The 17,991-nt window shown below is 62.8% G+C and carries 14 protein-coding genes; all 14 read right to left on the minus strand.

The window, feature by feature from the left end; translation table 11 throughout:
- Positions 1–9 precede the first annotated feature (9 nt).
- Complete coding sequence (locus EDY99_RS15705; RefSeq protein WP_123061911.1) at positions 10–1,194, minus strand: cytochrome c; 1,185 nt, start codon at positions 1,192–1,194, stop codon at positions 10–12.
- Complete coding sequence (locus EDY99_RS15710) at positions 1,191–3,101, minus strand: FAD/NAD(P)-binding protein (RefSeq protein ID WP_069100606.1); 1,911 nt, start codon at positions 3,099–3,101, stop codon at positions 1,191–1,193. The genes EDY99_RS15705 and EDY99_RS15710 overlap by 4 nt, the downstream gene beginning before the upstream one ends.
- Positions 3,102–3,186: 85 nt before the next feature.
- A complete protein-coding gene (gene patD / locus EDY99_RS15715) occupies positions 3,187–4,611 on the minus strand; it encodes an aminobutyraldehyde dehydrogenase (protein WP_123061912.1) in 1,425 nt (474 codons plus the stop codon).
- Between the two features lie 35 nt (positions 4,612–4,646).
- On the minus strand, positions 4,647–5,453 hold the full coding sequence (locus EDY99_RS15720) for an ABC transporter permease (protein ID WP_016929774.1): 807 nt from the start codon (positions 5,451–5,453) through the stop codon (positions 4,647–4,649).
- Positions 5,443–6,387 carry an ABC transporter permease gene (locus EDY99_RS15725; RefSeq protein WP_016929775.1) on the minus strand — a complete coding sequence of 315 codons (945 nt, stop codon included), beginning with the start codon at positions 6,385–6,387 and terminating at the stop codon, positions 5,443–5,445. Before EDY99_RS15725 ends, EDY99_RS15720 begins: the two co-directional genes overlap by 11 nt.
- Position 6,388: 1 nt before the next feature.
- Entirely contained in the window at positions 6,389–7,417 is a 1,029-nt protein-coding gene (locus EDY99_RS15730) for an ABC transporter ATP-binding protein (RefSeq protein ID WP_123061913.1), read from the minus strand.
- 53 nt (positions 7,418–7,470) lie between these two features.
- Entirely contained in the window at positions 7,471–8,625 is a 1,155-nt protein-coding gene (gene ydcS, locus EDY99_RS15735) for a putative ABC transporter substrate-binding protein YdcS (RefSeq protein ID WP_025303928.1), read from the minus strand.
- A gap of 73 nt (positions 8,626–8,698) precedes the next feature.
- Positions 8,699–10,162 carry a gamma-aminobutyraldehyde dehydrogenase gene (locus EDY99_RS15740; RefSeq protein WP_047573995.1) on the minus strand — a complete coding sequence of 488 codons (1,464 nt, stop codon included), beginning with the start codon at positions 10,160–10,162 and terminating at the stop codon, positions 8,699–8,701.
- A gap of 115 nt (positions 10,163–10,277) precedes the next feature.
- Positions 10,278–11,201 (minus strand): LysR substrate-binding domain-containing protein, encoded by a 924-nt coding sequence (locus tag EDY99_RS15745; protein WP_015378793.1) that lies wholly within the window; start codon positions 11,199–11,201, stop codon positions 10,278–10,280.
- Between the two features lie 331 nt (positions 11,202–11,532).
- Positions 11,533–11,871: a nitrogen regulatory protein P-II gene (gene glnB / locus EDY99_RS15750; RefSeq protein ID WP_004847623.1), complete on the minus strand. Its 339-nt coding sequence runs from the start codon at positions 11,869–11,871 to the stop codon at positions 11,533–11,535.
- Between the two features lie 12 nt (positions 11,872–11,883).
- The gene (locus tag EDY99_RS15755) at positions 11,884–13,506 is read right to left on the minus strand and encodes an NAD+ synthase (RefSeq protein WP_033644110.1); all 1,623 of its coding nucleotides are present in this window, start codon (positions 13,504–13,506) and stop codon (positions 11,884–11,886) included.
- Positions 13,507–13,636: 130 nt separating this feature from the next.
- Positions 13,637–14,977 carry a two-component system response regulator GlrR gene (gene glrR / locus EDY99_RS15760; RefSeq protein WP_033644111.1) on the minus strand — a complete coding sequence of 447 codons (1,341 nt, stop codon included), beginning with the start codon at positions 14,975–14,977 and terminating at the stop codon, positions 13,637–13,639.
- Positions 14,974–15,846, minus strand: coding sequence for a two-component system QseEF-associated lipoprotein QseG (qseG, locus tag EDY99_RS15765; protein WP_123061914.1), 873 nt, complete (start codon positions 15,844–15,846; stop codon positions 14,974–14,976). The genes glrR and qseG overlap by 4 nt, the downstream gene beginning before the upstream one ends.
- Before the next feature lie 3 nt (positions 15,847–15,849).
- The gene (locus EDY99_RS15770) at positions 15,850–17,286 is read right to left on the minus strand and encodes a HAMP domain-containing sensor histidine kinase (RefSeq protein WP_033644112.1); all 1,437 of its coding nucleotides are present in this window, start codon (positions 17,284–17,286) and stop codon (positions 15,850–15,852) included.
- Between the last annotated feature and the right edge of the window lie 705 nt (positions 17,287–17,991).

Consider the following 17,991-nt stretch of genomic DNA (forward strand, 5'->3'; position numbering starts at 1 on the left):
GCTCCCTCTTCATTTCGCCTGCAGTTGGCGCGCGTCCTGCACCTGCTGCACCGTTACCGGCGCCGCCTGGTTGCCCCAGCTTCCCCGCAGATAGCTCATCAGGTCGGCCGCCTGCCGGTCGTTCAACGCCCAGCCGTAAGCCGGCATCCCGAGCGCCATCGCCTGCTGCGTGATCGGGGTATGCGCCCCTTCCAGCACCACCCGCAGCGCGGTCAGCGGATTGTCCGCCGTTACCGTGGCGTTGCCCGCCAGCGCCGGGATGGTGAAGTCGGTGCCCTCTCCCTTATTGCCGTGGCAGGTCGAGCAGTACATCGCATAGGTCGCCTTGCCGCTCGGGTTATCCGCCTGCGCAGCCTTCGAGGCGGCCCCGGCGACGGGGCCCGGCGCCAGACTGCGCAGGTACACCGCGATGGCGTTCAGATCGCCCTCGCTGAGGTACTGCGTGCTGTGGGCCACCACCTCGCTCATCGGCCCGGCGACCGCCGCATGGCGGCTGCGGCCGGTTTTCAGCAGCGCCGTCACCTCTTCCGGCGGCAGGCCGCGCAGGTTGGAAGCGTACCAGCCGTCCAGCTCGGCGCCGCTCAGGAACACCGGTTCCTTACCGTCCAGCCCCTTCTCCTGCATCGCCCAACCGCGCGGCGTATGGCAGCTGCCGCAGTGGCCCGCGCCCTGCACCAGGTAGGCGCCGCGATTCCACTCGGCACTTTGCTGCGGATCGGCCTGATACGGCTGGTCGTCGTGGAACAGCTGGTTCCACACCGCCAGCGGCCAGCGCATCGACAGCGGCCAGCTGATGTCGCTGGCGCGGTTGGCGACGTTCTGCGCCGGCACCTCGTTCATCAGATAGTCATACAGCGCGCGCATGTCTTCCGCGCTCATTTTGGCGTAGGAGGTGTACGGCATCGCCGGGTAGAGCCGGTGGCCGTCTTTGGCTACCCCCTGGCGCATGGCGCGATCGAACTCCTCGAACGAATAGGCGCCGATGCCGTGCAGCTTGTCCGGCGTGATATTGGTGGCGTAGATAGCCCCGAGCGGCGTCGGGAATTTCATGCCGCCCGCCAATTCGGCGCCGCCCGGTGCGGTATGGCAGGCGGTGCAGTCACCGGCTTTGGCGACGTATTCCCCGGCCGACATCGCCTGGGCCGAGCCGCCGGCGGCCAGCAGGCTCAACAGGTACAGCGAACGCAGACTCATGCTCCCTCCTTGGCGGCAACCTTGCCGTAGGCCAGTTCGTTAACCGCGCGCCACGCCTGATCGATCGCCGAGTTGGCGTACGGGCTCCAGTCGGCATCGGAGTTGGCGATAGCGATCTTGCCGATCGGCTGCCGCGCCGTTTCGATGATTTTCTTGGCTTCGTCTTCGTCGTCAAACAGCCCGTTGAGGAAGTAGGAGTAACCGTGCGACCAGCGGTTGACGGTGATCGCCTGAATGTCGCGCTGATGATCGAAACCGGCCTCGCCCAGCATGCCCTGCAGCTGTTCGCGGATCATCTGTTCGTGCACTTCGAACGGCGTGCCCAGCAGCAGCGCGCGCCCTTTACGCGACTGTTCGCGCGTGCTGAGGCCGCTGCCCGGCAGCGTCGGCACATACACCATATGCAGGCCGATCGGCCGATCCGGATCGCGCGGGTGCTGATAGCCGCCCATGCTCACCGGATAGTCCAGCTTCACGCGGCTGTACGGCGCGGCCGGCGAATAGACCTCGTGCACGCCCAGCTTGATGAACGGCTGCCAGTTGCGGATCACCACCTTGCTGTACACCAGCGGCGCCTTGACGTTCTGCTTCAGCGCCTCCTGCTGCTCGTGCGACATCTCCGGCACCAGATACGGGATCATCATGTTGTAGCCGGCCATCACCACCTGCCCGGCGCGCACTTTGGTCATCTTCTCGCCGGTCATGTAGGTGACTTCCACCTTGTCGCCGACGTTGGCCGCGTGCAGCCCGGTGCTGTTCAAACGCAGCTTCACCGGCGATTCCGGCCGATCGAGCTGGCTGTAGTCGAATTTGGCCAGCACCACATCGTTCATGTCCTTGCCGGCCGGCGCCACCGCCGGGATCAGTTGGCGCACCATCAGGCGCGCCAGCGTGGCGTTGCCGTCCGGGAAGTGGAACACGTAAGGATCGTCGAGATCCGCCTGCGACTCTTCGTCCAGCGGCGGCAGATTCATGCCGTCAAGGCCCGGCAGATCGCAGATGCGCGCATCGCTGCACGAGGTGCCGTCAATACCCACCGCCTGGAAGTCGTTGGTGGTCTGCTGGAAATAGCGGATCGCCAGTTCGCTCAGGCCCACCTTCTCGCGCAGGAACTGGGTATAGCTGTGGGTATCGAGCCACTCGACCTTCTGCTCCAGCGTCATCTCTGGCAGATAATCCTTCTCCACCGTGTGTAGCGCGATCAGCGCCTGGCGATCGCTTTCCGGCAGCGGGAAATCGCCGATGAACGCTTCATAAGAACGGCCGTTGAGCCGATCGCGCGGAATGTCGTCCGCCACCGTGCGCCCCGGATCGCCGCTCACCACCTTGTCGACGCCGAAGTTCTTGCGATCGAAGTAAACCCCGCGGCTCAAATTCAAATCCGGGTAGAAGGTGGTGTCGAAAGCCTGCTCCAGTTGGTCGATATCGACGCCGAGCTTGCGCAGCAGCCCCATCGCCACCGGGCTGAAGTTGGAGCGCGGCGACTGCAACGATTCGCTGCCGCCGTAGCCGAGCAGCATGCCGTCGTCGCTGTTGAACTCGTTGCGCTTGGCGTGGCCGCCGAAGTCGTCGTGGTTGTCGATCAAAAGAATGCGCTGCCGCTCGCCTTTCAGTTGCTGCCAGAAACAGGCGGCCGCCAGCCCGCTGATGCCGGCGCCGACCACCACCAGATCGAACTCTTCAACGGCGGGTACGCTGCCGAAATCAAAGGTTTTGCCGTCGCGCCCCAACTGGTGCGCATGCTCGAACGAGCCCGGATGGTTGCCCCGCAACCCGGTCAGCGCCGGCGGATAGTACAGGGTTTGATTGGCGGTTTGCGGCGACGCGCGCAAGATTTGCAGCGGCGTCAACCCGGCGGCGATGGTGATCGCCACTCCGTTGAGAAAATCGCGTCTGGTGATACCCATATAGGCTTCCTTTCAATTTTTATTATCATCAGCCGGCCGGAGCCGGCTCAAAGGCCGCGCTATTGTGCGGATAATTACTGTAAAATCAATGTTTGAACATTACATGACGAATGGCCGTGTAATCCTCCAGCCCGTACATCGACATATCCTTGCCGTAGCCGGACAATTTCTGGCCGCCGTGCGGCATTTCGCTCACCAACATGAAGTGGGTGTTCACCCAGGTGCAGCCGTATTGCAGGCGGGCGCTTAAGCGATGCGCGCGGCCCACGTCGCGGGTCCACACGGACGACGCCAGCCCGTAATTGGATTCGTTCGCCCAGGCCAGCACCTGCTCTTCGTCGTCGAACGGCGTCACCGTCACCACCGGGCCAAACACTTCGCGCTGCACGATCTCATCGTCCTGGCGCGCGCCGGCCAACAGCGTCGGCTGGAAGTAGTAGCCCGGCCCTTTCATCTTCTCGCCGCCGGTCACCACCTGTACGTGCGGCAACGCTTTGGCTCGCTCGACAAAACCGGCCACCCGCTCCAGATGCTGGGCGGTAATCAACGGCCCCAGCTCGGTGGTCTCGTCGTCCGGCGCGCCGATCTTCAGGCTGGCCACCGCCTCGCCCAGCCGCTTGACCAGCTCGGGATAAATGCTTTTCTGCGCGTAGATGCGGCACGCGGCGGTGCAATCCTGCCCGGCGTTGTAGAAGCCGAAACCGCGAATGCCGTCGACCACCTGCTGCAGATCGGCATCGTCGAACACCAGCACCGGCGCCTTGCCGCCCAGCTCCATATGGGTGCGCTTAATGCCGGCGGCGGTGTGGGCGATGATGTGCTCGCCGGTGGCGATCGACCCGGTCAGCGACACCATGCGCACCTTGTCATGCCCGGTCAGCCGATCGCCCACGCCGGCGCCGCGCCCGAACAGCACGTTGAGCACGCCCGGCGGGAACAGCCCGGCGGCCAGTTCGGCCAGTTTGAAGGTGGTCAGCGGCGTCTGCTCAGAAGGCTTGATCACCACGCAGTTGCCCGCCGCCAACGCCGGCGCCAGCTTCCAGGCCGCCATCATCAGCGGGTAGTTCCACGGCGCGATCGAAGCCACCACGCCGAGCGGATCGCGGCGGATCATCGAAGTGTGCCCGGCCAGATACTCGCCGGCCGCCATGCCGGTCAGGCAGCGGCTGGCCCCGGCGAAGAAGCGAAACACGTCGGCCACCGCCGGCAGTTCGTCATTCAATACGCAGTGATAAGGCTTGCCGCAGTTGAGCGACTCCAGCCTGGCGAAGGTCTCGGCATGCTCATCGATCAGATCCGCCAGCTTGAGCAGATGCTCGGCGCGCTCCTTCGGCGTGGTCTGCCCCCAGGCGGCGAACGCGGCATCCGCCGCCAGCACCGCGCGATCGACCTGCTCCGGGCTGGCCTCCGCCACCTGCGCAATCACTTCGCCGGTCGCCGGGTTATATACTGGCTGGGTCGCGCCCTGGCCGTTCACCAGTTGGCCGTCAATCAACAGTTGGCTTTGCATAGGGTTATCCTTTTATCAGAGGTCGGGTAAGGAAATTATTTGCCGCTGCCGGCGACGCTTTCTCCACCTTTGGTCAGGTAGTAAGCGCCGAGGATCGGCAGCATGGTCAACAGCATCACCGACAGCGCCACCACGTTGGTGATCGGCACGTCGCGTGGGCGACCGAGCTGGTTCAGCAGCCACAGCGGCAGCGTGCGCTCGTGGCCGGCGGTAAAGGTGGTCACGATGATTTCATCGAACGACAGCGCAAACGCCAGCATGCCCCCGGCCAGCAGCGCCGAGCCGAGGTTCGGCAAGATCACGTAACGGAAGGTTTGCCAGCCGTCGGCGCCGAGATCCATCGACGCTTCGATCAGGCTGTACGAGGTGCGGCGGAACCGGGCGATGACGTTGTTGAACACGATCACCACGCAGAACGTCGCATGGCCGACGACGATGGTCAGGATGCCGGGCTCGATGTTCAGCGCCTTGAACGCCGCCAGCAGCGCCAGGCCGGTGACGATCCCCGGCAGCGCAATCGGCAGCAGCAACAGCAGCGAAATGCTGTCCTTGCCGAAGAAATCGCGCCGATACAGCGCCGCCGCCGCCAGGGTGCCGAGCACCAGTGCGATGGCGGTCGCCAGGCAGGCGATCTGCGCCGACAGCAACACCGCATCGATAATGTCCTGCCGCCCGGCGGCGACGTTGAACCAGTGCAGCGTGAAGCCCTTCGGCGGGAAGCTGAAGGCCGCGTCCTCGGTGTTGAAGGCGTAGATGGCGATGATCGCCAACGGGAAATGCAGGAAGACAAGTCCGCCCCAGGCGGCCAGCTTCAGCCCTAAGGGCGCGCGTTCAGAGTGCATCGAAAGCCCCCAGACGTTTGACGATGGAAAGATAGATGGCGATCAGGACGATCGGCACCAGCGTAAAGGCCGCGGCCATCGGCATATTGCCGATCGCGCCCTGCTGGGCGTACACCATGCTGCCGATGAAATAACCCGGCGGCCCCACCAGCTGCGGCACGATAAAGTCGCCCAGCGTCAGCGAGAAGGTGAAGATCGACCCGGCGGCGATGCCCGGCACCGCCAGCGGCAAAATGACGTGGCGGAAGGTCTGCGCCGGCCGGGCGCCCAGATCCGCCGAAGCGTGCAGCAGCGAGGGCGGCAGGCGCTCCAGCGCCGCCTGGATCGGCAGGATCATGAACGGCAGCCAGATATAGACGAACACCAGAAAACGCCCCAGCCCCGAGGTCGACAGCGTGTTGCCACCGACGCCGGGCACCGTCAGCAGCGACGCCAACAGCGGCTCCAGCCCCAGGTGCTGCAGGAACCACTGCGCCACGCCGTCTTTCGCCAACAGCAAAGTCCAGGCATAGGCTTTGACGATATAGCTGGCCCACATCGGCATCATCACGGCGATGTAAAAGAACGCCTTGACGCGGCCGCTGGTGTAACGCGCCATGTAATAGGCGATGGGGAACGCCAGCGCCGCGCTGGCCAGCGACACCAGCACCGCCATGGTCAGCGTGCGCAGGATAATGTCGTAGTTGGCCGGGTTGAACAGCGCCGCGAGGTTGGCGAAGGTCAGATCCGGCGTCACCGCCATGGTGAAATCGTCGAAGGTGTAAAATCCTTGCCACAGCAGCGTCAGCAGCGAACCGAGGTACACCGCGCCGAACCACAGCAGTGGCGGCACCAGCAGCAAAAGCAGATACAGCGTCGGCCGGCGATAAAGCCAGGTCGACAGCGCGCGCACGGTGCCGCCGCGCGCCGGGGGGGAATCGATGCTCATGTCCATCTCACCTCTCCTCCAGCAGCGGCACCATCGCCGCGCGCGGCCAGCAGGCGACGATCGGCTGGCCGATCTGCCGCTGTTGCCCTTCGGCGATCCACTGCGGATTGGCCTGGCTGACCAGCAGCTTTTCGCCGCCGTTCAGCACGATTTCATACCGCGTGGCCGCGCCCTGGTAATGGATTTCCTGCAGCGTGCCCTGCACCTGGATCTCGTCCTGCGCCGCGCCGCCGTGCTCCAGCAGGCGGATATGTTCCGGCCGGATCGAGAAGGTTCGGCTTTCGCCGAGCAGGCGCTGCGCCAGCTCGCTGCGCACCACGTTGGAGGTGCCGACGAACTCGGCGACGAACGGCGTCTTCGGCCGCATGTAAAGCTCGCGCGGCGTATCCACCTGCTCGATGCGGCCGTTATTGAACACCGCCACCCGATCGGACATCGACAGCGCTTCGCTTTGATCGTGGGTGACGAAGATAAAGGTGATGCCCAGCTGACGCTGCAGCTTCTTCAGCTCGCCCTGCATCTGCTCGCGCAGCTTGAGATCCAGCGCGCCGAGCGGCTCGTCCAGCAGCAGCACCCGCGGCCGATTGACCAGCGCGCGCGCCAACGCCACGCGCTGACGCTGGCCGCCCGACAGGTGCGCCGGTTTGCGTTCGGCAACGAAACCGAGCGCCACGCTCTCCAGCGCCTCTTGCGCCCGCGCCAGCCGCTCGCGTTTGGCGACGCCCTTCACCATCAGGCCGTAGGCGACGTTTTCCAGCACCGACATGTGCGGAAACAGCGCGTAATCCTGAAACACGGTGTTCACGTCGCGCTGATACGGCGGCAGGTTGGCGGCTTCCTGACCGTGAATGCGAATCGAGCCGGAAGTCAGCTGTTCAAAGCCGGCGATCAGGCGCAGGCAGGTGGTTTTGCCCGAGCCGGACGGCCCGAGCATGGAGAAGAATTCCCCGTCCTGAATATCGATGGATACCCGATCCACGGCGCGAACATCGCCGAAAGTCCGCGAAACATCGATGAATTGCACGGCAATGGTCATTTTCTGTGCTCCATACGGATGTAATTCGGGCGCAGCGGGCTGCGCCCCGCGGCTTAGCGGCCGCCCATGATGGCGATGTAGTCCTGGGTCCAGCGGCTGTACGGCACGAACTTGCCGCCCTGCGCCTGAGGCGTTTTCCAGAAGGCGATTTTGTCGAACTGGTTGAAGCCGTTGGTTTCGCAGCCCTTCTCACCCAACAGCGCGCTGGCCTTGCAGCCCGCCGGCGAAGCCGGCACCGAGCCGAACCAGGCCGCCACGTCGCCCTGCACCTTCGGCTCCAGCGACCAGTTCATCCACTGGTAGGCGCAGCTCGGGTGTTTGGCGTCGCTGTGCAACATGGTGGTATCCGCCCAGCCGGTCACGCCCTCTTTCGGGAACACGGTGGCGATCGGCTGCCCCTCGCCCTTCAGGGCGTTGGCCTGATACGGCCAGGCGCTGGAAGCCACCACGCCTTCGTTTTTAAAGTCGCTCATCTGCACCGAGGTATCGTGCCAGTAGCGGTGGATCAGCGCGTGCTGGCTGCGCAGCAGCTTCAGCGCCGCCTGATACTGTTCTTCGTTGAGCTGGTAAGGATCGCTGATGCCGAGCTGCGGTTGGGTGGCTTTCAGGAACAGCGCCGCGTCGGCGATGTAGATCGGGCCGTCGTAAGCCTGCACCCGCCCCTGGTTGCTCTTGCCGTCCGGCAGGTTCTGCTGCTGGAAGATCACCGCCCAGCTGTCCGGCGGCGTCGGGAAGGTTTTGGTGTTGTACATCAGCAGGTTTGGCCCCCACTGGTACGGCGTGCCGTAGGTTTTGCCGTCCACGGTATACCAGGCGCCGTTCAGCAGGCGCGGATCGATGTTCTTCCAGTTCGGGATCAGCGCGGTGTTGATCGGCTGCACCCGCTTGCCGAAGATCAGGCGCAGCGAGGCGTCGCCGGAGGCGGTCACCAGATCGTAGCCGCCTTTGGCCATCAGGCTGACCATTTCATCGGAGGTGGCGGCGGTCTTCACGTTCACCGCACAGCCGGTTTGCTTCTCAAACTGGGTGACCCAGTCGTAGTTTTTGTCGGACTGGCCGCGTTCGATGTAGCCGGGCCAGGCGATGATATCCAGCCGGCCTTCGCCTTTGCCCAGCGACTGCGGCAGATCGGCCGCCTGAGCCAGGCCGCACAGCACGGTGAGACAGAGCGCGGAGACGGTGGTGGTGACTGCGGTAGTTTTTCTCATCGTAATTACCCCTGTGTTGCGTATCTGTGTGCGGCAGGGAACGGCTGCCGCCCGATTTTGCTTTATAGAACCGCTAGAAGCTGGCTTTGAACTTCGCCATTACGTGCCTGACAACGCTGTAATCCTGCAGCGAATCGCTGGACAGATCCTTGCCGTAGCCGGAGCGTTTCAGGCCGCCGTGCGGCATTTCGCTCGCCAAGGTGAAATGGGTGTTGATCCAGGTGCTGCCGTACTGCAGATGGGCGGCAATGTGCAGCGCCCGATCGATATTTTGCGTCCACACCGACGAAGCCAGCCCATATTCCGAGTCGTTGGCCCACTCGACCGCCTGCGCCAGATGCTCGAAGCGCGTGACGCTGACCACTGGGCCAAACACCTCGCGCTGCACGATCTCGTCGCTTTGCAGGCAGCCCGCCAGCAGGGTCGGCTGATAGTAGAATCCCGGCCCGGAGTGCGCCGCGGCGCCGGTGATCAATTCGATATGCGGTTGGCTGAGCGCCCGCTCGACAAAGCTGGCGACGCGATCGCGCTGGCGGCTGCTTATCAACGGGCCGATCTCGTTGTCCTGATCGCGCTTGCGGGCGAAGCGCAGGCTGGCGACCGCCTCGCCCAGCGCGTCCACCAGTTTGGGATAGATGCCGGCCTGCGCGTAGATGCGGCAGGCGGCGGTGCAGTCCTGGCCGGCGTTGTAATAGCCATAGGTGCGAATGCCGTTGACCACTTCGTCAAGATCGGCGTCGTCGCAGACGATCACCGGCGCCTTGCCCCCCAGCTCCAGATGGGTGCGCTTGACGCTTTTGGCCGCCGCCTGAAGAATTTTTTGCCCGGTGACGATATCGCCAGTGACCGACACCAGTCGCACCTGCGGGTGCCCCACCAGCTGGCTGCCGACCCCTTCACCGCCGCCGTAGACAATGTTCAGCACGCCCGGCGGCAGGATTTCCTGCAGCGCCGGCACCAGCGCCAGAATAGTCAGCGGCGTGTGCTCGGACGGTTTGAATACCACGGTATTGCCCGCCGCTAACGCCGGCGCGATCTTCCACGCCGCCATCATCAGCGGATAGTTCCAGGGGGCGATCGAGGCCACCACACCAATGGGATCGCGGCGGATCATCGAGGTGTGGCCCGGCACATACTCACCGGCCAGCTGCCCTTGTTGAGCGCGCACCGCGCCGGCGAAGAAGCGGAACACGTCGACCGCCGCCGGCAGATCGTCATTGAGCGCCTGATGCAGCGGTTTGCCGCAGTTGAGGGCCTCAAGATGCGCCAGCTGCGGCGCCTGCCGCTCGATGGCGTCGGCGATGCGCAGCAACAGCGTGGCGCGCTGGGCCGGCGTAGTGCGCGACCAATGGCCGAACGCCTGCTGCGCGGCTTTCACCGCGCTGCCGACCTGCGCCGAAGAGGCTTCGGTCAGGGCGATCAGCGTCTCGCCGTTGGCCGGATTGACGATGCATTCCTGCTGGCCTTCGCCGTCGATAAGCTGACCGTTAATGAACTGCTGACAGGACAAACCTGAGAGAACCTGCACATCCGCCATCGCCTGACGCCCCTAAGTGACAAAAACGTTAACCAAATGTGAATAAGTTAGTTTTAATCAGCCTAAGCGAGCCTCTGGCGGGCAACAAATTCTAAATACTGAACGCCGCGTTCGATTAAATCGAATGCTTAAGCCCGGCGGCGTGTTTGCTGCCGTTCTCGCGCGCGATGGTGAGGAACGGCGTCACCAGCTCCGGCCGCGCGCTGCCGCGCCGCCATGCCAGCCCGATATCCAGCGGCTCCAGCAGATCGTCCAGCTTGCGCGCCTCGATCATATTGCCCTCCAGCGACCAGGCGCGGTACGCCATGTCCGGCTGGATGGAGACCCCCATCCCCGCCGCCACCAGGCTGCGCACCGCCTCGGTCGAGGCGGTCTTCATCGCGATCTCCGGCTTCAGCCCGGCGCGCGCCCAGATGCGCCGCGCGTGCACGTCCATTTCATCGGCGTTGAGCTGGATCAGCGGCTGTTTGGCCACGTCCGCCAGGCTGATGCTCTCGTGCTCCAGCAGCGGGTGCAGCGGCGGCAGCCACAGGCGGTACGGCGAGTGCATCAGCACCTCGGTCTGCAGCGCGTCGCGGTCCTCGATGTTCGACAAGATCAGCACCCCGATGTCGATCTCGCCGCTGACCAGCAGATGCTCGATGTACGGGCGTTCGTCTTCAACCACCTGCACGGTGACGTTGGGATAGGCCGATTTAAAGCGCGTGAGCAGTTCCACCAGGAAGTAGCCGGCCACCAGGCTGGTGACGCCGATGGTCAGCTTGCCGGTCAGGCTTTCAGTGCCGATCTGCAGGCTGCGCTTGGCATTGTCCACCGTCGCCAGGATCAGATACGACTGGCGCAAAAACTGGTGCCCCTGATGGGTCAGCGTCATGCCCTTGGCGTGGCGATCGAACAGCCGCACGCCGATCTCGGTTTCCAGCTGCTGGATAGCGAGCGTCAGCGAAGACTGGGAGACAAACACCGCCTGGGCGCCGGCGGAGATCGACCCGGTTTCCGCCACCGCGATAAAGTGGCGGATTTGGCGTAACGTCATCATCCCCATCGCCTTTCAAGCCGCTGCGTTGTTGTCTGCGTTCGCTTACCCCAGTCACTTACTTGAGTAAGCTCCTGGGGATGCACGCCCTTGCCGCCTAGCCGCAACTTGAAATTCATTGGGGATCACCTTAATCAAAATAGTTACGTTGATTGTAGATCTCGCGAGAGAAGCGATCGGGAAAAGTATCAAAAACGAGATAGCGTTCGCTTTTTTAGAATGCCGACAGGCAAAAATGAGGGGAACAATGAGGCGAAGAAGTGCGATGTGCGGGGGACAGAAATGACAAGGGCGCAGCAAGCTGCGCCCTGATGGCCGATGATCCTGCGGAGGATCAGATCGCTTCTTCGTCCTGCTCGCCGGTACGGATGCGCACCACGCGCGCCACGTCGAAGACGAAGATCTTGCCGTCACCGATCTTGCCGGTCTGCGCCGTCTGCATGATGGTTTCTACGCAGGTGTCGACGATGTCGTCGGCAACCACGATCTCTATCTTCACCTTCGGCAGAAAGTCGACCATGTACTCGGCGCCGCGGTACAGCTCGGTGTGGCCCTTCTGGCGGCCGAAGCCTTTGACTTCGGTGACCGTCATGCCGGTGATGCCCACTTCGGCCAGCGCTTCGCGGACGTCATCCAGTTTGAACGGCTTGATAATCGCGTCGATCTTTTTCATCTTCTTTCCTTATTACCAATTTTTGCGGCCAAAACCGGATGTGATGGGGTAGCGGCGGTCTTTGCCGAAGTTACGGGCGGTGATGCGCGGCCCGACGGCGGCCTGACGCCGCTTGTATTCGTTGATGTCCACCAGGCGGATCACCTTGCGCACGATCGCTTCGTCGAAGCCTTCGGCCACCAGATCGGCGACCGACTTGTCGCGCTCAACGTAGCCTTCCAGGATCGCATCCAGGATATCGTACGGCGGCAGGCTGTCCTGATCGACCTGATCCGGCGCCAGCTCGGCGGACGGCGGACGATCGATTACCCGCTGCGGGATCACGTAGGAGACGGTGTTGCGGTATTCGGACAGCTTGAACACCAGCGTTTTCGGCACGTCTTTCAGCACGTCGAAACCGCCGGCCATATCGCCGTACAGCGTAGCGTAACCCACCGCCATTTCGCTCTTGTTGCCGGTGGTCAGCACGATGCTGCGGCGTTTGTTGGACAGCGCCATCAGCACCACCCCGCGACAACGCGCCTGCAGGTTCTCTTCGGTGGTGTCGCGCTCGGTGCCGGCGAACATCGGCGACAGCTGGCCCATAAAGGCATCGAACATCGGCTCGATGGAGACGATATCGAACTCCACGCCGAGGATTTCCGCCTCTTCCTTGGCGTCGGCGATGCTGATGTCCGCGGTATAGCGGAACGGCATCATCAGCGCCTGCACCTTGTCTTTACCTAACGCATCCACGGCGATCGCCAGCGTCAGCGCCGAGTCGATGCCGCCGGACAGCCCCAGCACAGCGCCTTTGAAACCGTTCTTGGTCACGTAGTCGCGCACCGCCAACACCAGCGCCTGATACACCTGCGCCAGCTGCGGCAGTTCGGCGGCCGGATCGGCCATCGGCACCACGTCCAGCTCGTTGAATTCCAGGCGAGTGACCTGCTCGTCGAAGGCCGCCAGACGGTGGGTCATGGTGCCGGCGGCGTCGAAGACCTTGGAGCAGCCGTCGAAAATCAGCTCATCCTGGCCGCCGACCTGGTTGAGGTACACCAGCGGCAGCTGGGTGCGCTGGCAGTGGCCGGCCATCAGCGTTTTGCGGATATACGGTTTTTCGCGGTTATACGGCGAGGCGTTGATCGACAGGATAATCTCCGCGCCGGCGGCCTTGGCGGCGTCGATCGGCTCCGGGAACCATAGATCTTCGCAAATCAGCAGCCCCAGACGGTAGCCTTTCAGTTCCACCACGCAGGTGTCGTTGCCGGCGTGGAAATAGCGCTTCTCATCAAACACGCCGTAGTTCGGCAACTGCTGCTTGAAGTAGCGGGTCAGCAGGCGGCCTTCGGCAAACAGCGACAGCGCGTTGTACAGCTTGTCGCCTTCGCGCCACGGGTGGCCGACCAGGATCGCCGTCTCGGCGGAAGCCTGCTGCAGGCGCAGCAGCTGCGCATCACAGCGCTGATAGAAATCATTGCGGTACAACAGGTCTTCCGGCGGGTAGCCGGACAGCGCCAGTTCGGTGAACATGACCAGATCGGCTCCCGCCTTCTGCTGCTCCTGCACGATTTGCAACATGCGTTCGGTGTTGCCTTCAATGTCGCCGACCAGCAGGTTCAGCTGGGCCAGGGCGATGGAAAGTGATCTGCTCATTTGTGTACGATCCCGCTTAATACGTTCCATGGTGCTCTACGCCGGGGCGCGCCGCGGCAAAGAGAACGGAGTGTAAATCATTCCGCCGGATTTGTTGAGAACCTGCGTGGCAGGCGCCGGCGGGAATCTGTCATTCTTTGAAATCGTTGGCGTCCAGCTCGTGGCGCGACAGCAATTTGTAAAACTCGGTGCGGTTGCGGCCCGCCATGCGCGCGGCCTGGGTCACGTTGCCCTTGGTGATCTGCAGCAGTTTGCGCAGATAGTGCAACTCAAACTGGTTGCGCGCTTCGGCGAAAGTCGGCAGCGCGGTGTTTTCCCCTTCCAGCGCCTGTTCCACTAGCGCCTCGCTGATCACCGGCGCCGAAGTCAGCGCCACGCACTGCTCGATGACGTTGACCAACTGACGCACGTTGCCCGGCCAGCTGGCGGTCATCAGCCGCTTCATGGCGTCGGTCGAGAAGCTGCGCACGAACGGCTTGTGCCGCTGAGCCGCTTCGCGCAACAGGTGATTGGCCAGCAGCGGAATGTCTTCGGCGCGCTCGTTGAGCGCCGGGATCTTCAGATTCACCACGTTGAGGCGATAGTAGAGATCTTCGCGGAACTCGTTCTTCGCCATCGCCTTTTGCAGATCGCGGTGGGTGGCGGAGATAATGCGCACGTCGATGTCCAGATCGCGGTTGCTGCCCAGCGGCCGCACCTTGCGCTCCTGCAGCACGCGCAGCAGTTTCACCTGCAGCGACAGCGGCATGTCGCCTATCTCGTCGAGGAACAGCGTGCCGCCCGCCGCCGCCTGGAACAGCCCTTCGCGGCTGCTGACCGCGCCGGTGAAGGCGCCCTTGGCGTGGCCGAACAGTTCGGACTCCAGCAGTTGCTCCGGCAGCGCCCCGCAGTTGATGGCGATGAACGCCTTGCCCGCGCGCGGGCTGGCGGCGTGGATCGCCTGCGCCAACACCTCTTTGCCGGTGCCGCTCTGGCCGTTGATCAACACGCTGACGTCGGACTGGGCCACCATTTTCACCTGCTCCAGCAGGCGCAGCATCAACGGGCTGCGGGTGACGATGTCTTCGCGCCAGGCGTCGTCACCCGCGGGGGAGGCCGACAGCGACAGCGCCTCGTCGATGGCCTTATAGAGCGCATCGCGATCCACCGGTTTGGTGAGGAAGCTGAACACCCCCTGCTGGGTGGCGGCCACCGCATCGGGAATCGAACCGTGCGCGGTAAGAATGATCACCGGCATGCCCGGCTGATGCTTTTGGATTTCGGCGAACAGCGCCATGCCGTCCATCTCATCCATGCGCAGATCGCTGATCACCAGATCGATCTGTTCGCGCGCCAACAGGCGCAGCGCTTCCTGGCCGCTTTCGGCGGTGGTGACGTGAAAACCTTCGCTGGTCAGGCGCATGCCCAGCAGCTTCAGCAGGCTGGGATCGTCGTCAACCAATAACAGGTTGGCCGGTTTGCGTGCGGTCATTGCGCGTGGGACTCCTTATTGGCGGGGTGCGGCGTATAGGTGTCTTCCGGTTCAACCGGCAGCGCGGTGCCTTTTTCCGGTTCGTCCTGCGTTTCAGCGCCTTTGGCGGCCGCGCCGCTTTTACCGGCGGCGTCGCCCTTCTGCTGGCCCGCGCCGTTTTCCGGGATTTCCCCTTGCAGCTGCTTGCGCGATGAGAGCTGGCGTTCGATATCGGTCAGGTTTTCCAGCTTGCGCGAGGTGTCCTGCAGCTGCGACTGCAGGCGCGCCTGATTCTGGCGCAGCGAATCGATCTGGCTGTCGCTGCTCTCCTGCAGATGCTGATAACGCGCTCTCTCATCGAACAACGTGATCTGCAGCATCTGCTGCTGGCGCCACAGCTGCGTCAACGGACGTAGCGAACCGGGGAACTCCATCCGGTAACTGTTGATCCTGTCGAGCATCTGGCGGCGTTCACCGGAGGTCGGCTGTGCGCTCCCCAGCAGGATGCTCTGTTTGAAAACGCCGGACCAGCTGTCGCCCGGCACCGTTTTCGCCAGCGCACGCGCCTGGGTCGAGCCGATGCGATCGGCGCAGTCCATCGCGCGCAGCCAGTAGAGCGCGTTATCCAGCGCGTCCTTGTCGTCCAATTGCCACAGGGTATCGCAAGCCGCGGTGCGGTAATCGATCACCTTGGTATCCGGGATCGCCTCTTGCTGCTGAGCGCTCAATCCGCCGCTGACGGCGCGATCGACGCAGCCCGCCAGCAACAGCGGCATAAAGAAAACGGCGCCCAGCCAGGTGATCGGGCGTTTGCCGAGCGGCGCTCTGTGCGTGGCACGCGGTGAACGTTCGGTCTGTGAAAGACGAAGGCGTTTAGACCATGTGTACATTATTTATTCATTCTCGGCGGTTAACGGCAGTTCAATGCGGAAGCAGACGTCTGCACCGGCGACCGTCGCCAGTTGCAGCTCACCGCGCATGCGACGGATACAGTCCTGAGCGATGCTCAACCCCAGTCCGCTTCCTTTTACCGCCCCTTTTCGCTGGTGACTACCCTGGAAAAAAGGCTCGAAAATCATGGCTCTTTCAGCCTCGGGGATCGGCGTGCCGGTATTGGCGACGTCGATTTGCACCCGTTGTCCAACCTGACGGCTGCGGATCCAAATGTTACCGGATTCCTTGCCGTAGTGCACCGCATTGGAGTAGAGATTATCCAGCACGCGCATTAATAGCGTAGGCTCTGCCCAGCAGATTTCCGCTTCCAGCGCGATTTCGGTGGAAATCATCTTCGCCCGCGCCGGCAAACTGTGCGCGGCGACCACCAAATCGACCATCTCGCGCAGCTCGACGTTCTCGTGCTCCGCCGGGCCATCGGCCAGTTTGCGGTTGTAATCCAGCAGTTGTTCAATCAGCTGCTGCAGGTGGCGGCTGCTGTTGTCGAGGATCGTCACCACCTCTTTCTGGTCGGAAGTCAGCGGCCCCGCCACCTCGTCGGCCAGCAGTTCGGTGCCTTCGCGCATGCTGGCCAGCGGCGTTTTCAATTCGTGCGAGATATGGCGCAGGAACTCGTGGCGCTGCGACTCCAGCCACGCCAGCCGTTCGCTCAGCCAGATGATGCGCTGCGCCAGCGAACGCAGCTCGCGCGGCCCTTTGAACGATGCGGTGCTGCCCAACGCGCGCCCTTCCCCCAAGCGGTTGATCATCCGCTCCACGGCCTTGACCGGCCCGATGATCATGCGGGTGAACAGCACCACCAGTAGCACGCTGACCAGGAACAGCAGCAGCGCCTGCCAGCCGAAGAACTGGCCGCGCTCGGCGATGGCCTGCTGCAGCTGCTGGCCGCGCGAGAACACCACCGCGCGCGTGGCCTGCACCATTTCGGCATTGGAGCGCGAGAACGACTCGAGCAAGGCGGAGGCTTCTTGGTCCGGCCCGCTGTTATGGCACTTGATCGCCGCCAGCTGGGTCAGCAACTGACGCAACGTTTGGTAGTAGCGCTCGTCCGGCAGAATCGGCGCGTGGGCGTCCAGCATCTGCGAATACTGCTTGCGCTGATTTTGGTACAGCTTCTGCAGCGTGGGCTCAACCAGCACGCAGTACTGACGATAGCTGCGCTCCATCTCCAGCGCCACGCTGGTCATCGCCTCGCTGCGCCGCGCGTCCACCAGCGTGGTGCGGTTGATGTCCGCCGCCTGCGCGCTCAGGTGATCCAGACTCTGGTAGGCCTGATAGGCCAGCACCAACAGCGGCAGCAGCACCAACAGGAACGCCAGCAGCACCAATTGCCGCAGCGAACGGGGGAATAAACGCCATTTTTTCAACGAAATCATCTCATTCTCTCAGCTCTGTCACGATGCTAACTGACTCGCCGGAAAGAGAAAAGCCCGGCAAGGGAGAATCCTGAACGCACAAGGAAAAAGTTGCGGGTTCGGTGAAACGCGCCCATAGGCCTGGCCTGCCGACGGCATGCGGCCTCGGTAACATCAACCGGTGCAAAAGCGATAGCGTGGGGATAACGTCTGCGTTCGAGAGCATAGGTAACGAAACAGGGATAAGCGCAGCGTTGAGAAATGACATCGGGGCAAGAAACTTGCCCCAACGCAAGGAAAGTGTGGATGCCCTTGAACCTCGTCCCCAGGGTGATGTAGCGCAGCGGCTGGCATCGAACGGGACGAATAGCATCCGTAAGTATCCAGGATTGATGAACCCTTCATCACAGTTGGATACAGGCGGTGCCTCACTCCACGTGTCGCCCGATGCTTGATAAAGCCGCTTGCGCGGTCTGTTATCGGTTTGGTTGGACGATAGGCACCATTTCTTTGGCATCATTCGGAGGCTTATGAGGTAATTTGCCGTCTAATTTCGGCACCGTCATAAAAAGGTGAATGAGCAGCCGCCGAGAATAATGCACGTTACGTGCCAACTTTGCAACAAAAATCATAACACAATGATTTTATTTGATAATAAATAAAGAAAGGTAAATCCATGCGCCCAATCAGCACCAATGCACGATGAAAAAAACACCACCCTGTCGC

Source organism: Serratia sp. LS-1 (genome assembly GCF_003719595.1).
GTDB classification, from domain to species: Bacteria; Pseudomonadota; Gammaproteobacteria; order Enterobacterales; family Enterobacteriaceae; genus Serratia; species Serratia ureilytica.